General features: G+C 57.7%; 16 protein-coding genes. All 16 read right to left on the bottom strand.

Annotated elements, in window-relative coordinates:
- Positions 1-140: 140 nt before the first annotated feature.
- Positions 141-1,013, bottom strand: coding sequence for a dihydropteroate synthase (gene folP / locus LARV_RS16035; protein WP_075074585.1), 873 nt, complete (start codon positions 1,011-1,013; stop codon positions 141-143).
- A gap of 15 nt (positions 1,014-1,028) precedes the next feature.
- Complete coding sequence (gene folK / locus LARV_RS16030; protein ID WP_075074584.1) at positions 1,029-1,952, bottom strand: 2-amino-4-hydroxy-6-hydroxymethyldihydropteridine diphosphokinase; 924 nt, start codon at positions 1,950-1,952, stop codon at positions 1,029-1,031.
- A 6-nt stretch (positions 1,953-1,958) separates the two neighbouring features.
- Complete coding sequence (locus tag LARV_RS16025; RefSeq protein WP_075074583.1) at positions 1,959-2,561, bottom strand: hypothetical protein; 603 nt, start codon at positions 2,559-2,561, stop codon at positions 1,959-1,961.
- Between the two features lie 6 nt (positions 2,562-2,567).
- Entirely contained in the window at positions 2,568-3,602 is a 1,035-nt protein-coding gene (locus LARV_RS16020; protein ID WP_075074582.1) for a homoserine dehydrogenase, read from the bottom strand.
- Positions 3,603-3,672: 70 nt separating this feature from the next.
- A complete protein-coding gene (locus tag LARV_RS16015; protein ID WP_075074581.1) occupies positions 3,673-4,413 on the bottom strand; it encodes an SCO1664 family protein in 741 nt (246 codons plus the stop codon).
- 53 nt (positions 4,414-4,466) lie between these two features.
- The gene (locus LARV_RS16010) at positions 4,467-4,994 is read right to left on the bottom strand and encodes a DUF3090 domain-containing protein (protein ID WP_075074580.1); all 528 of its coding nucleotides are present in this window, start codon (positions 4,992-4,994) and stop codon (positions 4,467-4,469) included.
- 82 nt (positions 4,995-5,076) lie between these two features.
- Positions 5,077-5,892 (bottom strand): glutamate racemase, encoded by an 816-nt coding sequence (murI, locus tag LARV_RS16005; protein ID WP_075074579.1) that lies wholly within the window; start codon positions 5,890-5,892, stop codon positions 5,077-5,079.
- 3 nt (positions 5,893-5,895) lie between these two features.
- Positions 5,896-6,630, bottom strand: a complete 735-nt coding sequence (locus LARV_RS16000; RefSeq protein WP_083522631.1) for a gamma-glutamyl-gamma-aminobutyrate hydrolase family protein — start codon at positions 6,628-6,630, stop codon at positions 5,896-5,898.
- Positions 6,631-6,702: 72 nt separating this feature from the next.
- On the bottom strand, positions 6,703-7,050 hold the full coding sequence (rplS, locus tag LARV_RS15995; RefSeq protein ID WP_075074578.1) for a 50S ribosomal protein L19: 348 nt from the start codon (positions 7,048-7,050) through the stop codon (positions 6,703-6,705).
- Positions 7,051-7,226: 176 nt separating this feature from the next.
- Positions 7,227-9,848, bottom strand: coding sequence for an ABC transporter permease (locus tag LARV_RS15990; protein ID WP_075074577.1), 2,622 nt, complete (start codon positions 9,846-9,848; stop codon positions 7,227-7,229).
- A complete protein-coding gene (locus LARV_RS15985) occupies positions 9,845-10,528 on the bottom strand; it encodes an ABC transporter ATP-binding protein (protein WP_075074576.1) in 684 nt (227 codons plus the stop codon). Before LARV_RS15985 ends, LARV_RS15990 begins: the two co-directional genes overlap by 4 nt.
- An 83-nt stretch (positions 10,529-10,611) precedes the next feature.
- Entirely contained in the window at positions 10,612-11,613 is a 1,002-nt protein-coding gene (locus LARV_RS15980; RefSeq protein WP_075074575.1) for a sensor histidine kinase, read from the bottom strand.
- Positions 11,600-12,295 (bottom strand): response regulator transcription factor, encoded by a 696-nt coding sequence (locus LARV_RS15975; protein WP_075074574.1) that lies wholly within the window; start codon positions 12,293-12,295, stop codon positions 11,600-11,602. Before LARV_RS15975 ends, LARV_RS15980 begins: the two co-directional genes overlap by 14 nt.
- Before the next feature lie 83 nt (positions 12,296-12,378).
- A complete protein-coding gene (uvrC, locus tag LARV_RS15970) occupies positions 12,379-14,247 on the bottom strand; it encodes an excinuclease ABC subunit UvrC (RefSeq protein ID WP_075074573.1) in 1,869 nt (622 codons plus the stop codon).
- 102 nt (positions 14,248-14,349) lie between these two features.
- Entirely contained in the window at positions 14,350-17,826 is a 3,477-nt protein-coding gene (locus LARV_RS15965; protein WP_075074572.1) for a right-handed parallel beta-helix repeat-containing protein, read from the bottom strand.
- 354 nt (positions 17,827-18,180) lie between these two features.
- A complete protein-coding gene (locus tag LARV_RS15960) occupies positions 18,181-19,812 on the bottom strand; it encodes a gamma-glutamyltransferase family protein (RefSeq protein ID WP_075074571.1) in 1,632 nt (543 codons plus the stop codon).
- Positions 19,813-19,836: the final 24 nt, after the last annotated feature.

The following is a 19,836-nucleotide window of genomic DNA, read 5'->3' as shown; positions in this document are numbered from 1 at the left end:
CCTGGTAAAGCGAGGAACCATCGAGTGGCAAATATTTGGTTAATATTTACCTTTATTGTAAAGCATACCACTACACGGAGGTCAAAACAAATCACTTTGGATTAGCAAATGATTAGAATTTCGCGCGAAGATGATTTGTCTTAGTGCCGGCGGCGAACGATGGCGTCCGTCATGCGCGCCACGCGGACCATCATTTCCACGTCGTGAACGCGGATGATATCGGCGCCGCGGACGATGCCCACCGCGACGGCGGCCGCGGTGCCTTCGGCGCGCTGGTCGGGCGGCAGGTTAAGCGTATAGCCAATAAAGGATTTGCGGGATGGGCCCAGCAGGATTGGGAAACCCAACCCCCGAACTTCATCCAACCGGTCGAGCAGTTCCAAATTTTGTTCGCGAGTCTTGGCAAAACCGATGCCGGGATCCAGAATGATATTCTCGCTCTTCACGCCGGCGTCCATCGCGATCTTGACGCTTTCCATCAGTTCGCGGCACACATCCGGAACCAGGTCTTCGTAATTCGCGCCGACGTAACGCCCGCCCAGGCCGCTGTGCTGTTCGGTGGCGACGGGTTGGCGGCGGTTGTGCATCAAGATCAGCGGCGCGCCGCTCCGGGCAGCCACACCGGCCAGGTCAGGGTCCGCCCGCAGGCCCCAGATATCGTTGATCCAGTGCGCGCCGGCCTCCAGGGCGGCCTGCATGACCGCGGCCTTGTAGGTGTCGACCGAAATAAGGGCGTCCAGGCCTTCCTTTACCAGGGTCCGGACGACCGGGATCACGCGTCCGACTTCTTCCTCAGCGCTCACCTTCGCGGCGCCGGGACGGGTGCTCTCACCGCCGATATCGAGAATGTCGGCGCCGGCGGCAACGAATCGCCGCGCCTGTTCAAGCGCGTGGGCGATGACTTCATCCTGGCGCATCAGGCCGTCGCCTGAAAAACTATCCGGAGTGATATTCAGGATGCCCATGATGAAGGTTCGTGAACCCCAATCCAGGGGGTAAGCCAGGGGTGACATGGACTTCTCCGTTCTTCAGGCCAGCAATTTATGGAGGGTTTCGGCGATCCGCCGTGCCCGTGTCTCAGGTCTTTTGGCAGCTTCGATCCAGTTCACGTATTCGCGCTGGTGGGAGAGCGCCAGGGCCGAAAAACGAGCCTGCGCGGCGGATTCCGCGGCCAGAGCCTGCACCAGGTCCGCGGGCAGGCTCACACTGCGCGGCTCGCGGTCGGGGACCAGGCTGGCGGCGATCACCTGACCCTGCGCCAGGCTGGCCGCGGAGCGCATCTGAGCATTGATCACCAGGTACTGGCGAACCCGATTCTCCGGAAAAACCGAGCTGCGAAACACATAGCCGTTCAGATTGGCGCTGACCGGTTTGCGGCCCTTGCCCAGCGCTGCCGGTGAAAAGGGCGGCAGGTGAATCAGCGCCGAACCCCCGGCCGGGCCGGCAGGTTCGATTTTCGGCGCATAGACCACGGCCTCGAAGGGTTGAATTTCACTCGCATCGACAGCCGCCAGCAATTCAGAGATGGTCTTGTGTAAAACCGGGTGGCGCAGGTCCGGCGCGACGGCGGCCAGCGGGACGAGCACGAAGGCCCGTTCGGGCAGGCGCGGGTGCGGAATGCTGAGATTTTCGAGCTCGACCACCTGTCGCCCGTAGAAGAGGATGTCCAGGTCGATCAGGCGCGGCCCGTAGCGGACATTCGGCCTGCGCCCCAGCCTGACCTCCATGTCTTTTAACGCGCGCAGCAGGCCGGGCGGATCGAGTTCCGTCTCAGCCTGCAGGACCATGTTCAAGAAAGCAGGCTGGTCGGTCACTCCCCAGGGTGGGGTTTCGTAGACCGGCGAGACCCGCTTGATTTCGACCACTGCCAAAAGCGCTTCCAACGCGGCGCGCAGATTCTCCACCCGATCGCCCAGATTGGTGCCCAAGGCTAGAAAAATGGTTTCCGTCATTCTTCCTCAAATACGTTCGATCACGGTTGCCAGACCGGGGGTGAAAAGCAGCCCCAATCCGGCCGAACGCTCCTCCAACGCAGTGCACAAATGGATCAATCCTGCCAGGAAATTATGCTCACCCTGAGTCAGCCACTCGAGCCTGGGGAAGGCTGGAGAAAGCGCGAACTCATCCCGGTCCAGCACGGCGGCCAGTCCGGCCTGGTCCGGGTCGATTTCTTTGACTATTAATTGCAAAGCCAACGCAGGCAGAAATTGGTCCGGGGTTGCCTCGGGCGAATAATTAAAGTGATCACTCAAACTGGCGCGCGGCATCAAATTCCAACGTCCGGCCGCCTTTGGCGATGACAGGACGAATGCCTGGTCAGCGCTGGCCAGCAGCAGGATATCCAGGTCCCCGCTTTGCAACGCCTGGCAGGCAAAGTGAAGCAATCGATGGGCCGAAGAAGCCGCTCCAGGCCAACGGTATACGGGTTGGATGGGCAGTTCGGGCGCGTCGCCCAGAATATGGGCTTCCTGCACCCATTCGGATTTCAACCCGAGAGAACGCAGACCTTTCGAAAAATCGTCCCGGAGTGAAAAATTACCCAACCAGAAGACATCAGCCATTGGCGATCACTGCTTGCGCAGGGCGTTGATCAGGTCAGCCAGCAGGCCGTAAGCCGTGGTTTGCGGGCCGGGGTTCGATTCGACGATGCCCAATCCGGGCAAGACGTCGGTCTCGAACTGTACATACGAACTGGTCCCGCCGATGCTGTAGAGCGGCGAATCCGGGCTGACGCGCTCGGGGCGCACGCGCGCTTCGAGGATCTGTCCGCCGCGGCGGCGGGCTTTGCACACCAGTTTCCAACGCTCGCCGGCGGCACGGGCTTCAGCGATCATCTGCGGGGTGATGCCGCGGATGCCTTCGCGATCCACCTGCTGCGGGGTGAGCGGAATGCCCATCAGCACGGTCGAGAGCGCGGCGACCTTGATGGCCGCGTCCCAGCCATCGACATCCGCGCTGGGATCGGTTTCGGCGATGCCGATCGAGCGGGCGTAATCCACGGCTGCGTCGAAACTCTCGCCGTTCGCCATGCGTTCCAACAACAGGTTGGTGCAGGAATTGAGAATGCCCTGAAAGCCTTGCAGTTCGATGGCTGGCAGCGGCCCGCGGAAGAGCGAGAAGATCGGCGCGCCGTCCATGACCGCCGCCTCGAACAGGAAGCGCTTGCCCTGGGCAGCCGCCTGGCGGGTCAATTCAGCGTAGGCGTGTACCACGGGCCCCTTGTTGGCGGTGATGGCGTGCATCCCCTTGTTCAGCGCGGCCTGCAGGTGACTGATGGCAGGCTGCCCGGTATATTGATTGACCGGGGTGGTTTCCAGCATCACGCCGGCCGAACAGGCGTAGATGAAATCGACACCGTTGGCGGGGGCGGGTTGGGAGGAGAGGGTATCCAGGGATTGGCCGTTCTCGGCCAGTTCCAGCGCTCGGGTCAGGTTGATGCCGGCTGAATCGATGGCGGCGCCATGATGGCCGGTGAGGATGCCGGTGACGATCAAATCCAGGTTGAAATCCTTTTCCAGCATGGCCTGTTTGTCTTGAATGAGGTGGACGAATGCGCGACCGACATTGCCAAAACCCAGCATCGCCAGTGTTACTTGTTTCATGAAAGCCTCCTCACGAATGTTACCTGATTGTATTATGCCCCGCTAAAAACCACAACGCAAGCCGGAAGATTCATACCGGCGGCCAGGGATAAGTCCGATAATGGCGATCCGGCGCCGCAAAAACCGGATTTTCGAGTATCCGGCGCGCCCGCGCCGCCAGATGGCGAATTTCAGCCAGCCTGAGCAGCGGTCTCAGTCCGGTTTGCAGCGGACTTTCAGGGCTCTCCAGGAGCGCCAGAAAACGGCGGATATCTTCCAACAGATCGGGTGGGATGGGCTGGCCGGTAAAGTCCCAGATGACCGTGCGCAGTTTGTCTTCGACGTGAAAACAAATGCCGTGATCGATCAGCCACAAATGATCGGCCTCGCCCAGCAGAATGTGGCCGGCTTTTCGATCGGCATTGTTGATCAGCATGTCGAAAACGGCCACCGGTTTCAGGCGCTTTTTCTCGAGATCCGAAAACGTAAAATAATGGCGATCCGGGTCATGTTCGACGAACCACTGCAGCGAGCCCGCGCCCAGCGGCCCCCGCTTGCGGTATACCGTCGGGGGAACCAGTTCCCAACCGAGGGCTTCGCTCACCAGGTATGCGGCGACCTCGCGGCGCGCCAGGCTCTGGGCGGGAAAATCCCACAGAGGTTGCTCGCCGCGCACCGGTTTATATACCGCGCGCAGTACACCCTCGGAAACGGCCACCTCGGCCAGAAAGGTGTAATTCGAGCCGTTGACGAATTGACCCTTCAGGCTTAATTTACCGTTCTGCAAAGCGGCCAGGATGGATTCCTTATCGCGCAGGGCGGTTGTGAACATGTCATTCACCTACGATACTTAAACTGCGCAGCAGGTCGCGCGCAGCGAAAAGATCAATGCTTGTGCCCGTTTTTCTTGGGGCAAAAATGACCTTCGGGGTCCATGGGCTCGCCGCATTGCGGACAAATCGGGCGTCCATGGCTGGCGACATCCATTCCCCAGTGAGTCAGGGCGCGCATCTGCGAGCGGGTTACCCAAAAACGCGCCACACTGGCGTCATCGGGTTTCATATCGCCGCTGAGGATTTCACGGGCGATCAGGCACACCAGATCGCGGTCTGCGTCATACCCCAGACCGATCTCACCCACCCGAAAAACGGGATCGACAGGCGGAAGGATGCGCATCCTCTTTTCATCATAGTCGTCCAAGGCTTCCGGCAGGCCGGGATAGCGTTCGTTGATCTCTTTCAAGAAATCGTCCAACCCCATGGCCAGGCTCTGGATCTGAACCTTCTCGATCAATAAGGTGACCACGCGTTCGTTCTGCCGGCCCTGTAAATAAAAAACACGCTGGCCGGGCTGCCCAATGGCATCGGTGGTCAGGTGTGATACTGGATCGAGATCAATTTCCACTCTGGACATCGTTATACGCCTCCATCGGGATATGGATTAGTATAACATATGCGTTATGCGGTTCAGCGGATGGGCCTTCGCCGGTTCCAGGTCAGGAGTGCAGCTCGCCGTCTTGCCAACACAAGGCATCGGCCTGAAAATTCTCGCGCATCAGGCGCTGCAATAAAGTTTCGAAGGGTTGAATTTCAGCGGTGGTAAAAGATCGCACGACGCCGGGTTGGTCACCGGTCGGAAGCCAGCCGTGACCCTCGAGCAATCGTTCCACCTGACGGGCGATCGCCGGGGCCGGGTCGATCACACGCACCTGCGGGCCGACGATTTGTTGGATGAGGGGGATGACAAACGGGAAATGGGTGCAGCCCAGGACGACGGTGTCGATATGCTGATCCAGCATGGGCATCAGGGCCCGTTCCAGAATGGCGCGCGTCTCGGGGGCATCGAGCTGGCCGTTTTCGATGGCCGTCACCAGCCCGGGGCAGGTATCCTGCAGAATGGTGACGCCGTTGGCGAACCGTTCGACCACGGAGGCGTAGAGCTGGCCCTGGAATGTCGCCGGGGTGGCGATGACTCCGACCACGCCGGTCAACGTTTGTTCGGCAGCCGGCTTGACGGCCGGTTCCATACCCACGAAGGGCACCTCCGGAAATTGCGCGCGCAGCTCATGCAGGGCGGCGGCCGAGGCGGTGTTGCAGGCGACCACGATCAGACGCGCACCCTGGCTCAATAAGAAGCGGGTGATCTGTTCCGAAAAGTGGCGAACTTCTTTCAGGGTGCGCAGGCCGTACGGGACGTGTGCCTGATCTCCCAGATAGAGCACCGGCTGCGCGGGCAGGCGCTGGCGAATGGCGCGCAGAATCGATAGCCCGCCGACGCCCGAATCGAATATTCCGATCGGAAGATCTGCCATTTTCTATTCCCCTTTTGCCGCAGCCTGGATGAAGGCCAGGAAGAGATTGCGCATCGCCGGATCATCCTGCAGCCATTCCGGGTGCCACTGCACGCCGATGCCGAAGAGATGGCCGGGGAGTTCGATGGCTTCGACCAGGCCATCCGGCGCGTGACCGACGGCGACCAGCCCTTTGCCAATGCGGTCCAATCCCTGGTGGTGAAGTGAATTGACCTGGGGTTGGGTTTCGCCGAGAATGCTGGCCAGGCGACTGGACGGCTCCAGGGTCACCGAGTGGGCGCGGTAGTCGCGGGGGACATTCGGGTACCAATCGTGGCGCAGCGCGCCGGGCACCTGGTCGGCAATATGGGTGAAAAGCGTGCCGCCCAGGGCCACATTGATGGCCTGGACGCCGCGGCAGATTCCCAGGAAGGGCAGATGATTTTCAGCGGCGTGCTGGACAAGCGCGATTTCAAGGGCATCGCGTTCCGAGTCGATATCGTAAACGGAGGGATGATTTTGGCCGTTGAAACGAATGGGATCGATATCGCTGCCGCCGGTCAGGAGGATGCCATCCAGATGGCTGCAGAGTTCTTTCCAATCGCTTTCCGGCAAACCCAGCGGGATGAGCAGGGGAATTCCCCCGGCTCGAACGACGGCGTTGATATATGCTTCAGAGAGGCCGTGATAGGGCGCCGTTGGATTGGATGATGCGAGACGATTGACAGTAAGGCCGATGGCGGGTGTAGTCATATTCATGGGTTCTTTTAAGCCAAAAAGGGGCAACCCGCGTGAGCAGGCTGCACCCTGATGTGGACGAAAGGCAGCGAGTTACGAGAACTTCTGCTTGAGACGGGCGCTCTTGCCGGTGCGGGTGCGCATGTAATACAGGCGGGAGCGGCGAACAACGCTGTGACGTTCGACAACCACTTTGTCGATGCGTGGAGAGCGCGCCATGAACGTGCGTTCAACGCCGATGCCATTGCTGGCAACACGCCGAACGGTGAACGTTGAATTGGCGCCGTTGTTGTGGGTGAACAGAACGATACCCTTGAATTCCTGGATACGCTCGCGGTTACCTTCGCGGATTTTGACATGCACGCTGACCGAATCGCCGGCATGCAGGTCGGGGATATTGGGATTAACAGGAGCCTCAACGGCCTTCATCAAATCTTCCATCGTCAGAGTTCCTTACCTGCTTGTTTTTCGCAATAATTCTGCTGCATAATGCCTATGCATCATGATTAGACGCGAAGGCAGATTATAACACTTCCTCCCCGCCGAGGGAAGGGTACATTTTCACCCTTCAACCTTTCCGATCTACGATCCACCTTCCCCGTTAGAATCCCTTACGATCAATAACTTTCCATTTTCAAGGCGTCGATGATATTCTCATGCCTTACCTTTGAGCTTGCATAGAGCATACACGAACTCACGATGGCAAATACGCCAATGACGACGAGCAATACAGAATTCCACGGAAAAATGAATTTTACCATGAATGAATCGCTCGTGACCCAGTAAAGCAGGTACATCAAGGCAAAACTGATGGGCAGCCCGTAGATCAACGCCTTGATGCCATAGAAGATGCTTTCATAGTTAACCATCTTCAGGAAATCCCTGGGGGTCATCCCCACCGATCGCAGCATGGCGAATTCTCTTTTCCGCAAGGCGATACTCGTAAAAATCGTGTTGAAAATATTGGCCACGCCGATGGCCGTGATGAGCGCGACGAATCCATAGGTGAACACGAGAACGAAGGTTTTAATTTGCCGTTCCCTCTTTTGGGATGCCGCGATATCATCGATTTGCACGTTCCCGATGGAGGTCCCTTTTTGGTATTCGTGGATGCTTTCGACCAATTGGGTGGGATCCGCGCTCTTGATAAATTGAAAGACATCGGATAGGTAGTATCCCTGCGCCATTATTCCCGACAGGCTGGCGAAGACGTCTTCGGAAATGATGATGGTCGCCTGCATGGGTTTGAATGGCTCGGTATTCCCCAATGGCATTTTGTCCGCCAGCGCTGCGATTTTCAGGGTGACGTCTTGTTGGACCGCGTCCTCGGGGGAGGAAAGAGTCAACGGCAACGTTTCGCCTGTTTTGACATTTAAAAGTTTCGAGAATTGATAACGGTCGTCGAGTTGGGTGATCACCGTGTTAATCAAAATCCCGCACGGGTTGGCCGTATCTTTGAGCATCGCGACGTCGATTCCGTTTTCGCGCGCAAAGCGCGCAAGAGAGTCATCGTCGATCGCTTCGATTTGGAAGTACGTTCGATAGCCTTCGGTTTCCGGGAGGATGCCGTTTTCGTCGAGGATGGCTCTGATATTCTCCGGCACCCGGTCTTTCCCGATCATGCCGGCGGCGATCAAATCTTGAGAGATGACGCTTTGATCCACATGATCCAAATGGCTGACCGCAGTGTAGAAATCCCGCTTCTCCTGCGCCGTGGCAGAGGAAGTTACGAACACCTCTACATCGTAGGGCACATTATCGGTGATAGACTGGGCGGACCCCTGCGCGAGCAACGCCAGGGACGAGACCGTTAGGAACAGGACGATGCTGATCACCATCGAAAAAATGGTGGTCCGGTAACTGCGGTGGTTGCGTTTCAGGTTCTTCAAACCCAGCTCTGCCTCGATCCCGAAGATGCGGCGCGTCAACCTGGAGGTCTTCACCACCTTGTGGGTGAGCTTGATATCCTGCGACTGGCGGATGGCGTCGATGGGCGAGATCCGCGAAGCCCGCCTGGCGGGGATGTAAGCCGAGATAAAAATCGTGATTGCCGACACGACCACCGCAATCAGAATGGTCAGCGGAGAGGTTGCCAGCCTTAGTTCGGTATTCGTACCGGTAAAGCTGGCTACGAGGGGTTGAACCAGGGCAAAGGTAATTCCCATCCCCAGCGTTCCGCACAGCACGCCGATGGGGATGCCGATCGCGCCGATTATAAAGGCTTCGTAGAAAACGGAACTACGCTTTTGTTGTTTCGTCGCGCCCACGCTTGCCAGCATACCCAGATGGCGGCTGCGCTCCACAATCGAAATCGAAAAGGCATTATAGATCAACGCCACCGATCCGATGATGATGAGCGTAGTGATGATGGCAGCCAGGGTCAACAACGTCCCAAGCATGCCGTCGTTGATGATCCCGTAATAACGCAGCAGATCCTGGTTGTAGTCCACGTTCATGGGGGTAACACCCAGGCTGTCTGCCAGCGCGTTGGCGTGATTGTTGGCCGGCTTGCTGATGTTCTTCCAGACGACCGCGATGTTGACCTTATCAGCGGGAGAAAGTTCATCTTTATCCAGGTACGAGATGACCGTATACCCAGGCGCCCAGTAGGGTTCGAACCCGGGCCGTTCGATGATGCCGGTTATGGTGTAGTCTCTGGCCGTGGTCAGCACCAGGCTCTCGCCGGTCTGATCTTCACCCGCTTCCTGAAGATTATAGTCCTGCTCGAGGACAGTCTCCTGGTCATTTTCTTTCAGGATACGGTTGCCGATTTCCAGGTGAAGGACGTCGCCGATTTTGTATTGCACGCCGCCATTTTCTCCGATGTACGCGGAAATGACGACTTCATGGTCGTTTTGAGGAAGGCGGCCTTCGATCAGCTTGACATTAAAGTTGGTGAAACCCTGATCGTCATAGGAAGTGATGAAAAGATAGGGCTTGTTTTCGTTTTTCGATCCTTTCAAAACCGCATAACCAATATCCTGGTTGAGAATCGTTTGTTTCGTGTTTTCATCGTTCTTCACGACGTCGACCGCCTGAGTGGAAATGTCCTTGTAGATCACGTGCCAGACCCCGGTTTCTTCCATGACGCTTCTCTGCATCATGTCCAGAAAAGAGGTGACGAACGTGGGAACGGCCGTTATCATGGAAACCGAAAGGATCACGCCGATGAGGGTGGTGAGGGTGCGTTTCTTGTTCAACTTCAGATGACGAAGGGTCAAAGCCTGGATGACGTTCATTGACGAATCACCTCATCCTTCGCGATGCGCCCATCTTCGAGCGAGATGATCCGGTCGGCCTGGAGCGCGATGCGTTCGTCGTGGGTGATGATCACCAGCGTCTGGTTGTATTTCTTATTGGACAACTTGATCAGGTCGATGATTTCGGCGCTGTTCTTGCGGTCCAGGTTGCCGGTGGGCTCGTCCGCCAGCACGATGGCCGGGTTGTTGATGATTGCCCGGCCGATGGAGACGCGCTGCTGCTGGCCGCCGGAGAGCTGGTTGGGCAGGTAATCCAGGCGGTCGGAGAGGTTCAGCGTGGCGATGATTTGATCCAGTTGTTTCTTATCCACGTCCCGCCCGTCCAGCAACAAAGGCAGGGTGATGTTCTCCTGAACGTTGAGGACCGGGATGAGGTTGTAGAACTGGTAAACCAGGCCGATTTGGCGGCGCCTGAAGATGGCCAGCCGGGTTTCATCGAAGGCATAGATATCGGTGCCGTCGATGAAGACCTTCCCGCTGCTGGGCGTATCCACGCCGCCGATGATATGCAGAAGGGTCGATTTTCCCGAGCCGGAAGGCCCGACGATGGCTACGAATTCTCCTTTTTGAACGCTAAACGAGACATCATCCAGGGCCTTGACGGCGGTCTCGTCTTTCCCATATGTTTTCGTAAGATTTTGTACGCGCAAGATTTCCATATTTGCCCACTCCTTGATGAGGCTATGGGTTCAGTTTAGCGGCTGGAGGTGACGGCCTGGTGACGATCCGGGTGACAATTTTGTCACACGATGCTTTTGTAGATTTTTATGGTAAAAAGCGCGCCCCGGCCGGGTTCGCTGTTGGCCTCGATGGCGCCCCCCTGGTTTAGCAGGATGCTTTTCGACATTGCCAGGCCAATGCCAATACTGTCTTTATGCGATTTTCTGCCCCGGTAAAAACGATCGAAAATATGCGGCAGGTCGTCCGGATGAATTCCCTCGCCGTTGTCCTGGATCGCGATCCAGGTATGGATGGGCGTTTCGCCAAATTGGATGCTGATCTTTCCGCCCTGCGGCGTGTGCTCGACGCAATTCTTGATGACGTTGGTGACGGCTTCGGCGGACCAGTTCAAGTCGCCTGTAAACCGGGTGCGCTCGTCCCCGCTGATTTCGAGCGCCTGGTTCTTGATTTCCATCGGGATCAACAAGGGCTCGACCGCCTTGGTGAGCATGGACCGTACATCCACGGTCTCTTTTCGAAACTCGATCGTTCCGGCATCCATTCTGGATAGTTTCAACAGCGACGTCACCAGCCATTGGAGCCTTTCGAGCTGGGAGCGGATATTCTGAGTGAATTCAGCGCGTTTCTCCCGGGGTAGATTTTCATCCCCGAGCAGTTCTGTCATGACCCGCATCGAAGTGATCGGAGTTTTCAACTGGTGAGAAATATCCGATATCGAATCGGCCAGGAAGCGTTTGTCCTTCTTCAGTTGTTCAGCCTGTTCGCGCAGGGTGACGGTCACCTTGAAAATTTCATTTTTCAGAATGCTGAGTTCACCCTCGGCGTTATCCCGGATATCCAGGGAATAATCGCCGCCGGTGATGCGTTTGAGATAATTGGATAATTTTCCAATCTGGCGATATCTCCAGTATGAAAAAAGCCCGGAAATAACGACCGTCAGAAGTAAGGCAATCAGAGCGACCAGGCCGGCCCGGGGATCGATGGAGTAACTGATAACCGTTCCTGTGACGAGGACTGCGAACAATGACGCGAAATAGAATCTCAATTCTTTATTTCGCAGCATCTGGCTCACCGCCCTTATATCCAATTCCACGCACGGTGGTAATCAGGGTTGGGTTCTGGCTGTCATCTTCGATCTTCTCGCGCAGGCGCTTGATATACACCGTCAGGGTGTTGTCATTGACGAAATCACCCGCAAAATCCCACAGCCCATCCAGAAGTTGATTCCGACTTAATACCCGGCCGGCGTTATTGGCAAAGATCAGCAGAAGCCGGTATTCGAGGGAGGTCAGTAAGATTTCCCGGTCGTTTTTAAAAACCTTGGCCTGCACGACATCGATCTGGACGTCTCCAAAATGAACCCGGGTCTTGGAGGATTCTTTTTTGTCATAGCGCCGCAGTACGGATTTGATTCGCGAAAGCAGTTCTTTGATGCGAAACGGCTTGGTGATGTAATCATCCGCGCCCATATCCAGGCCCATGACGACGTTCACTTCATCGTCGTTCGCCGTCAGGAAGATCACCGGAATATCTTCGTTCGCTTTGAGAATCCGGCAAATATCGTAACCATTGCCGTCCGGAAGGTACAAATCGAGGATTGCCAGCGCGAATTGATCGGCCTGAATGGCTTCCTTCGCCGATTCGACGTCCAGACAGTGGGTGACCGAATAACCCTCCTGTGTGAGCGAATAGCACAGGCCGGATGCAATGATCTTATCGTCTTCGACGAATAATATTCTTGTCATGGATGCATGGAGGAACGGTTTTTGGTTATTCTATCGATTCGGGGAGTGAATGGGGTGGATTTCAAAAGATTCACCGGCAGGGGTCAAGATACCTCGAGCTGCGACTTGAGCGCCATGGCGATTTCGGGGGTGATGCCCTTGATGCTGGTCAGTTCTTCGATCGTGGCCTGTTGAATTTCCTGAATGCTGCCGAACTTCATCAGCAAGGCCTTGCGCCGCACGGGACCGATGCCGTCGATGGCATCCAGACGCGAGGCCAGCCCCAGTTTGGTGCGCCGGTTGCGGTGGGCGGTGATGGCGAAACGGTGGGCTTCATCGCGGATGCGCTGGATGAGATACAGGCCCTGCGAATGGCGCGGCAGCAGCAGCGATTCGCTGATGCCGGGGCGGAACAATTCTTCCTGCTGCTTGGCCAGGCCCACCACCGGGACCTTGCCGAGCAGGTCGAATTTTTTCAGCACCGTCACGGCGCGGCCCAATTGCCCCTTGCCGCCGTCCACGATGAGCAGATCGGGCAGGAATGCGAAGGAAGGATCTTTTTTCTCGCCGGGCGCGGCGCTCTCCTGGGCAGCCTGCCAGCGGCGGAAGCGCCGGGTCAATACTTCTTCCATGCTGGCAAAATCGTCCGGCCCTTCGACCGTATTGATGTTGAAGCGCCGGTAGAGTTTCTTGGCGGGCACGCCCTGTTCGAATACAACCATGCTGCCGACCGAGGCGGTGCCCTGGGTATTGGAGATATCGTAGCACTCGATGCGGTTGGGCGGTTCGGACAACACCAGGGCCTGCTGCAGGTCGGTGAGCGCCTCGGTTTGCTTGTTGGTATCGGCCTCCCACTGCGCCTTGAGCGCGCGCAGGGTTTCGACCGCGTTTTCGGTGGCCATCTGCACCAGTTCCTGCGGGGTGCCCTGGCGGGGTACGCGCAGCTCCACTTTCGGCCCGGTGCGGCGGGTGTTCAACCACTCGCGAATGACCTGGGCTTCCTCCACTTCCTGCGGCAGCAGCACCTCGGTAGGGATCGAGGCGGCTTCGGAGTAGAACTGTTTCATGAATTCGGAGATGATCTCGCTGTCGGGTTCGTCCTCGGTGCCTTCGAGGATGAAGTATTCGCGTCCGATCATCCTGCCGTTGCGGATGAAGAAGATTTGAACGCAAGCCTCGCCGTTGGCGCGCGCCATGGCGATGACATCCGAATCCATCTGCTCGCTGGAGAAAATCTTTTGTTTCTCCACCACGCGGTCGATGGCGGTGATCTGGTCACGGATGGCGGCTGCGCGCTCGAAACGCAGCTCTTCAGCCGCTTTTCCCATCTCCTGGCGCAGGCGCTCGACGATGGTTTCGGTGCGCCCGTCCAGGAACTGGCACAGATCGTCGATCATCTGGCGGTAGCCGGCCTGATCGACCCTGCCGATACAGGGCCCGCTGCACAACTTGATGTCGAAATACAGGCAGGGACGGGCGTCCTTGCCTGTGATTTCGCGATCGCAGGTTAGGTAGGGGAAGATGCGCCGTAGAACGTCGAGAGTCTGGTGAACGGCCCACACGCTGGTATAGGGACCGAAGTAGCGCGAACCGTCTTTGACCATCTGGCGGGTCACGGTGACCTTGGGGAAGGGATCGGCCCAGTGCACCTTGATGTAGGGATAGCGTTTGTCATCCTTGAGGCGGACGTTGAAGCGCGGGCGGTGTTTCTTGATCAGGCTCATTTCCAGAATGAGCGCTTCCAGCTCCGAGTCGACCACGATCCACTCGATGTGGGCGATGTTCTTGACGAGCTGGCGGGTCTTGAAGGTCAGCTCATTGGGGCTGTGGAAGTAGGAGCGCACCCGGTTGCGCAAATTGATTGCCTTGCCCACATAGATGATCTCGCCGGCGCCGTTCTTCATGATATAGCAGCCGGGTTTGGTGGGCAGCGTATCGAGGATCTGCTGGATGTGCTCGGGAACCTGAGTCATAGCTCGATTTTATCACAGGGTGTCAAGAAATTAAGTTCTATCAAATGATTAAAAAAGCGGACGGTGCGTAAAACACCGTCCGCTGAAGGAGAAAAGAAAGGCTTAGCGGGTGATAAATGGCAGGAAGATGTAGGTTTGGCCGCCGAAGGTGATCACCAGAGTTTGATTGTCAACTGTCACGGAAGCCGTGGAGGACAGAACCGTGACCGGATCCGGCACGGCCAGGACCGATGCCACCGCCGCGTCAATTGTGTTGGCGCTGGCAGGCGTTACGGTGCCATAGCTGGCAGCGAAGGTTGCCGGAAGGCCGTTTGGAACCCTGCCCAACAGCGCGGTATCGTCGCCAGCCGAGTTGTGAGTCAGGTTGGCGGTCAGGTTGATATTGCTGCCAGCGATCAACCGGGTCTGATCGGCGGTGAAGGTGAGCATCAACCAGGGGTCAGCGTCCACCGGGCCGGTTACGCCCACGCATTCAGCATCTGCCGGGCCGGCGTTGCAGCCCCACCAGTTGTTCTCGGCGGTAAGCGCGATGGCTGAGTCATTGACCAGGCCGCTGTCCGTGGCCACGTCGCCAAAGATACGGTTGTGGTGGATGACCGGAATGACATCCTGTGGGATGGGACCGTAGAAGTAAATCGCGGTTGTGTTATCGAGCAAATCGTTGCTGACCGCCGTGATGGAGTCAAAAACACCGCTAGAGCAATTCTGGTCGCATTGATAGAACACCAGGCCGTTTTCGAAACCGGTGACCGCATTATGGTGAATATTGATCGAAAGGTCATTCACATCAAAACCGGCATCGGCCTCGATGCCGTAGGTCGCGGTATTATCGGCGCCGCTGAAGGTTAGCGTGTTATTCGCGATTTCAACCGGGCTCAGGGCGGAGGCAGGCTGATCGATTCCGCTGGGGGTCGAAATTCCGGCCGAGGTGGTTGGGGCATCGTACGGAGAAGGAACAGCCTGAGGCGGGTCGGCGGCATTGATGCCGTAGGCATACACGCCCACTTTCTCGATGGTCAAGTCGTTGTTTTCGATCAGACCGTACCCATCGTAGTAGTAGATGCCCATGTGCGCGCCGGTGATCGTATTGCCGGTGGTATTGAGGTCGGTGTAATAGTTCAGGATGCTGGTGGCCACCCATTTGGTCGCACTGTTGGTGTTATCGTAGGCGATGCCGCTGATGATGTTCTCAGCGACCACGCCATTGCCGGACTGCGCCCAAACCAGGATGCCGTTCTGCGCGGTGATGGTGGTTGCGCCAGCACCGGTTACCGTGTTGCGCTGGACATCGACGGTCAACGGATTCGTATCCGAGGCGTTCAGCGCGATGCCGGTTTTCTGGAAGCCGGTCACGGTGTTATTCAACACGTGGATTGTGCGGGCAACGGCGTCGTCGTTCATGGCGTAAATGGCAACGCCGCCCTGCGCGCCACTGAAGGGAGTGTCGCGAATATCCTGGACGGTGTTATCCTGCAAGGTTCCGCCGGCGTTGCGGAAGGCGACGCCCACGAAGCGGCTGTTGGAGTTACCCAGCCCCAGGCCATCGATGGTGAAACCGGTGATGGTTACATTGTCGGTGTCCTTTACGCACACGACCGGGCGGTTTGCCGCGGAGGTGGTGAAGCAGGCGGGCATGGCGGCGAAAGACTGGATGATGCTGGCGCGGCCATCCCCATTCAGGGTGATCTCTTTGGAGATGGTCACCTGCTCGGTGTAGGTACCCGCGAGGACATTTACCGTGCCGCCCACGGCGACAAGGTCGACGCCTTCCTGTATGCGCGCGACGGCGCCAGACTGCGGACTGTCATCATTGACGTTGAGGGCGAAGAAATCGCCCTGGAAACCAGGCTTTGTGTCGTCGGTGTCGGCACCGTAGACCAGCCAGGGGGAGTAATCCACCATCGCAGATTGCACGCCGCCGATGATGGCGACCGGCGTGGAGGGTGGTGTGGACGTGCCGCCGAACTCTACCGGAATCAGGCTTGCATAACCAGGCTCACTGGAGTTTTCCGTGCTGGTTGTTATGGTGGTGTTGCCAAACCAATTGCCCGAGACATTCATCACGCCGTTGTCAACTGCCCAGCGATTCTGAATTTCGCCGTACCAGTTGCCGCTGATGTTGTTGTTCGTGATTTGAACGCTGGTGGTATAGGAGCCGGTATTGAAGTTGAAGAGCACCCCCATGGTCCAGTTGTTGGCGATTTCATTTTCGCTCACCACCAGGCCAGTCACGTTGTTGACCAACTGCACGCCGGTGCGGTTATTGGTGATGATGTTGTTGCGCACCGTCTGGTTCTGAGTGTTATTCAGATAAACGCCGTTGCGGTTGCCGGTGACGCGGCAGTTCTGCAGCGTGCTGCCGGTGGTGCTCTGGTTGAAGATGACGCCCTGGGTCTTGACGTTGTCAGCCCAATCGGTGACGTTATTGCCGTCGCGAGTGATGGTGAAGCCGTCCACCAGCAAGTTGTTGGCGGCCAGGGTCAGGGTGTTAGCGCCGCCGGTGTCCTTTCGGCCCATGATGGTGGCGGTCTCATAGCCTGCGCCCATCAGGCGTAAGCCGGCCTTGTTTAGATTGACCTCTTCCAGGTACACGCCTGGCGCGACGTTGATGGTGTCGCCTGCCGTGGCTGCATTTACGGCCGCCTGAATGGTGGAAAATTGGAAGGGACCGGTGGCGGAAATATATTTAATGGCAGCGCTTTCCGCAAGGTACCACATCTGCCACACGTCGCCGGCTTTGACAACCGAAGGTTCAGCAGCTCTGCCGCTGAAAATGGGACTGCCCACACCTTTGGTCCAGGTGATTCCATTGCTGGAATAGGCAAAGCCCAGTCTCTGGGTTCCGCCGTTTGGATATCCGACGTACCACATGTAATAATTCGCGCCGTCTTTTACAACCATCGGGTGTTGTAACCGATACGCATCCCATGTGCCGCTGGCTCCCGGGGTAAGGACAGGATTATTCCAATTGTCGAGGAAATAAGTTCCCCCCAGACTGTTCGAGGTGGCCGTGTAGATGGAATACGTCCCATCGGCTGCCTTCACCTGGAAGTACAACCGGTAGCCGTTGCCGTCCTGGATCAGCGAAGGGGCATCGACCTTTTGATAATCTCCAGGAAGACTGACGCCAGCAAAAATGACATTCCCCTGGACCCAGGCGATACCATCCGTGGATGTGTACAGCGAGAACGATTTTTCGGTCCCGTCTGTGTAATTGACCATAAAGAAAGTATTACCGTCCTTCAACACGGCCGGGCTGCTTTCATGACCTGATACCAAATCTCCGGTCGTTGGAAGTCCAGCAGGCACGTTTGCCGGGTCGGTGAAGAAAGTGTAATTCAGATCTCCAGATTCTGTGACCGTGTACCACATATGATAGGTGGTGCCATCGAAGATCACAGTGGGTCTTCCGGTTACATTGGTCAGCGTCGCTGGGTCAGACCAGTTGGCAACTTGTAGAGTCTGCGGTGTTGGCGTTTGAGCCTGAACACGCTGCATGCCGCCGAGCCCGAAGAACAGGACAGCGATGATCGCTGCTGCCATCAGATTGCGGAGGATCCTGTTGCTATGTGAGTTCATTCAAACCTCCCCTATGAATTGTGTGACAGAAATGAAAAGACGGAACGTTTTACGTTCCTGCATCCCCTACTGTAGGTTAAAAACACGCCGGTGGATTTTTATCTTGAAATTGTTCGGGGAAAGAAGGAAGCCGACACTTCATGACCCGTGTATGTCGATCGAATGGGCCATCATTACCGGTAAGGTCTTGCCGATGTGAAGAATGGAACTGTTATGCATTCACCCCCTTGTGAAGATGATTACGCTTACTAACCATTATTCTACCTGTGGTTTGTTTATAGTTATAGTGACAATCGTAATATCTGTCGACCTCCTTTTGTGACCCCATGAACGGAGATCCGAATGGTGCCGCCCTCAGCCGTCGATCACCATGGCCAGGCCATCGGCGCGTGGATCCGAACCGCCGCACAGCACACCATTGAGCGGATCGCGGCGAATGATCTGGCCGCGGCCGAACAGGCTGCGCGCCATGCCGCCGGCGATCTCGATCGGGTGGCCCATTTCAGCCAACCTTTGCAGGGTCGCTTCCGGCATGCCTTCCTCCAGCGCCACTTTGCCGCCGGCAGCCTGGGGTTCGATGCAAAAGCGCGGCCGGTCGAGCGCGGCCTGCGGATCCAGGCCATCATCGACCAGCGCGACCGCCACCTGCATGTGGCCCTGAGGCTGCATAAAACCGCCCATCACGCCGAAGGGACCGTAGAGATCGCCGCTCACGGCGTGGGTGGCCAGGGCGGGGATGATGGTGTGGTAGGGACGCTTGCCGGGCGCCAGCACGTTGGGATGGCCGGGCTGGAGGCTGAAGTTGTGCCCGCGGTTTTGCAGGCTGAATCCCCAACCGAGCGGGACGATGCCGGTGCCGAAGCCCATGTAGTTGCTGTTGATGAACGAGCAGGCATTGCCCTGGCCGTCGACCACACAAAAGTACACCGTATCGCTGACGGCCGGCGGTGTGCCGTGTGAAAATTCCAGATCGGCCCTGCGCGGGTCGATCAGACGGCGGCGAATGTCGGCGTAGTTCGGGCTGAGCAGATCGGCCAGCGGCGCGGGTGAAAAAGCCGGGTCGGCGATATAGTGAAAAGCATCCGCGAAGGCCAGGCGCATGGCCTCGATCTCGAGGTGCAGGCGTTCCGGCGACAAAGCCGGCAGCGCGGCCAGGTCGAAACCGGAGAGCAGGTTGAGCGCGAGCAGCGCTGCCAATCCCTGCCCGTTGGGCGGGCATTCCCAGATGCGCAGCCCGCGATAATCGACGCTGATGGGTTCTTCCCAGGTACTGGTGTGGGCAGCCAGGTCCGCTTCGGTCAGGCAGCCGCCGGCTTCGGCGATCACCGTTGCAATGGCGCTGGCGATCGGGCCGTGATAGAAGGCTTCTTTGCCGCCTTCAGCGATGACCCGCAAAGTTCGGGCCAGCCCGGGGTTGCGGAAGAGCTCACCGGCCATTGGGCCGCGTCCGTCCAGGGTCAGCTCGCGGCCGTTGATGGATCGCGCAAGCTGGCCCTGCGCGGCGCGCTGCCAGAAGTAAGCTGTGACCGGTGCGACCGGGAAGCCCTCTTCGGCCAGCTTTTCAGCCGGTTCCAAAATTTGCGAGAGCGGCAGACGGCCGAAGCGTTCGTGAAGATCGCACCAGGCGGCACAGGCGCCCGGAACGGTAATCGTATATGGATGATACGGCGGCAGGGCATCGCCCAATCCCTCCCGCTGCAGGCGTTCCAAGGTGAGATTGGCCGGGGCGCGGCCGGAACCGTTCAAAACGCTGACTTTTTTCGAGGCCGCGTCGAAATACAGGGCAAATGCATCTCCACCCAGGCCGGTGGAGGTCGGTTCGGTGACGTTGAGCGCGGCCGCGATGGCCACCGCGGCGTCCGCGGCGCTGCCGCCTTGGGCGAGAATTTTCAACCCGGCCGCTACAGCCAGCGGCTGCGAAGCGGCCGCCATGCCGCCGCGCCCAAAGACAGGCGAACGGCGTGATTCAAAATTCATGGCTGGCATGATTTCACCTCTTGGATCCTGTTC

This window comes from Longilinea arvoryzae (assembly GCF_001050235.1).
Taxonomy (GTDB): domain Bacteria; phylum Chloroflexota; class Anaerolineae; order Anaerolineales; family Anaerolineaceae; genus Longilinea; species Longilinea arvoryzae.
This window is presented reverse-complemented; position numbering and strand designations above follow the sequence as displayed.

Excerpts from the sequence above, each read along its gene's own strand:
- folP (WP_075074585.1), bottom strand. The coding sequence starts at position 1,013 with ATGTCACCCCTGGCTTACCCCCTGGATTGGGGTTCACGAACCTTCATC.
- folK (WP_075074584.1), bottom strand. The coding sequence starts at position 1,952 with ATGACGGAAACCATTTTTCTAGCCTTGGGCACCAATCTGGGCGATCGG.
- LARV_RS16025 (WP_075074583.1), bottom strand. The coding sequence starts at position 2,561 with ATGGCTGATGTCTTCTGGTTGGGTAATTTTTCACTCCGGGACGATTTT.
- LARV_RS16020 (WP_075074582.1), bottom strand. The coding sequence starts at position 3,602 with ATGAAACAAGTAACACTGGCGATGCTGGGTTTTGGCAATGTCGGTCGC.
- LARV_RS16015 (WP_075074581.1), bottom strand. The coding sequence starts at position 4,413 with ATGTTCACAACCGCCCTGCGCGATAAGGAATCCATCCTGGCCGCTTTG.
- LARV_RS16010 (WP_075074580.1), bottom strand. The coding sequence starts at position 4,994 with ATGTCCAGAGTGGAAATTGATCTCGATCCAGTATCACACCTGACCACC.
- murI (WP_075074579.1), bottom strand. The coding sequence starts at position 5,892 with ATGGCAGATCTTCCGATCGGAATATTCGATTCGGGCGTCGGCGGGCTA.
- LARV_RS16000 (WP_083522631.1), bottom strand. The coding sequence starts at position 6,630 with ATGAATATGACTACACCCGCCATCGGCCTTACTGTCAATCGTCTCGCA.
- rplS (WP_075074578.1), bottom strand. The coding sequence starts at position 7,050 with ATGGAAGATTTGATGAAGGCCGTTGAGGCTCCTGTTAATCCCAATATC.
- LARV_RS15990 (WP_075074577.1), bottom strand. The coding sequence starts at position 9,848 with ATGAACGTCATCCAGGCTTTGACCCTTCGTCATCTGAAGTTGAACAAG.
- LARV_RS15985 (WP_075074576.1), bottom strand. The coding sequence starts at position 10,528 with ATGGAAATCTTGCGCGTACAAAATCTTACGAAAACATATGGGAAAGAC.
- LARV_RS15980 (WP_075074575.1), bottom strand. The coding sequence starts at position 11,613 with ATGCTGCGAAATAAAGAATTGAGATTCTATTTCGCGTCATTGTTCGCA.
- LARV_RS15975 (WP_075074574.1), bottom strand. The coding sequence starts at position 12,295 with ATGACAAGAATATTATTCGTCGAAGACGATAAGATCATTGCATCCGGC.
- uvrC (WP_075074573.1), bottom strand. The coding sequence starts at position 14,247 with ATGACTCAGGTTCCCGAGCACATCCAGCAGATCCTCGATACGCTGCCC.
- LARV_RS15965 (WP_075074572.1), bottom strand. The coding sequence starts at position 17,826 with ATGAACTCACATAGCAACAGGATCCTCCGCAATCTGATGGCAGCAGCG.
- LARV_RS15960 (WP_075074571.1), bottom strand. The coding sequence starts at position 19,812 with ATGCCAGCCATGAATTTTGAATCACGCCGTTCGCCTGTCTTTGGGCGC.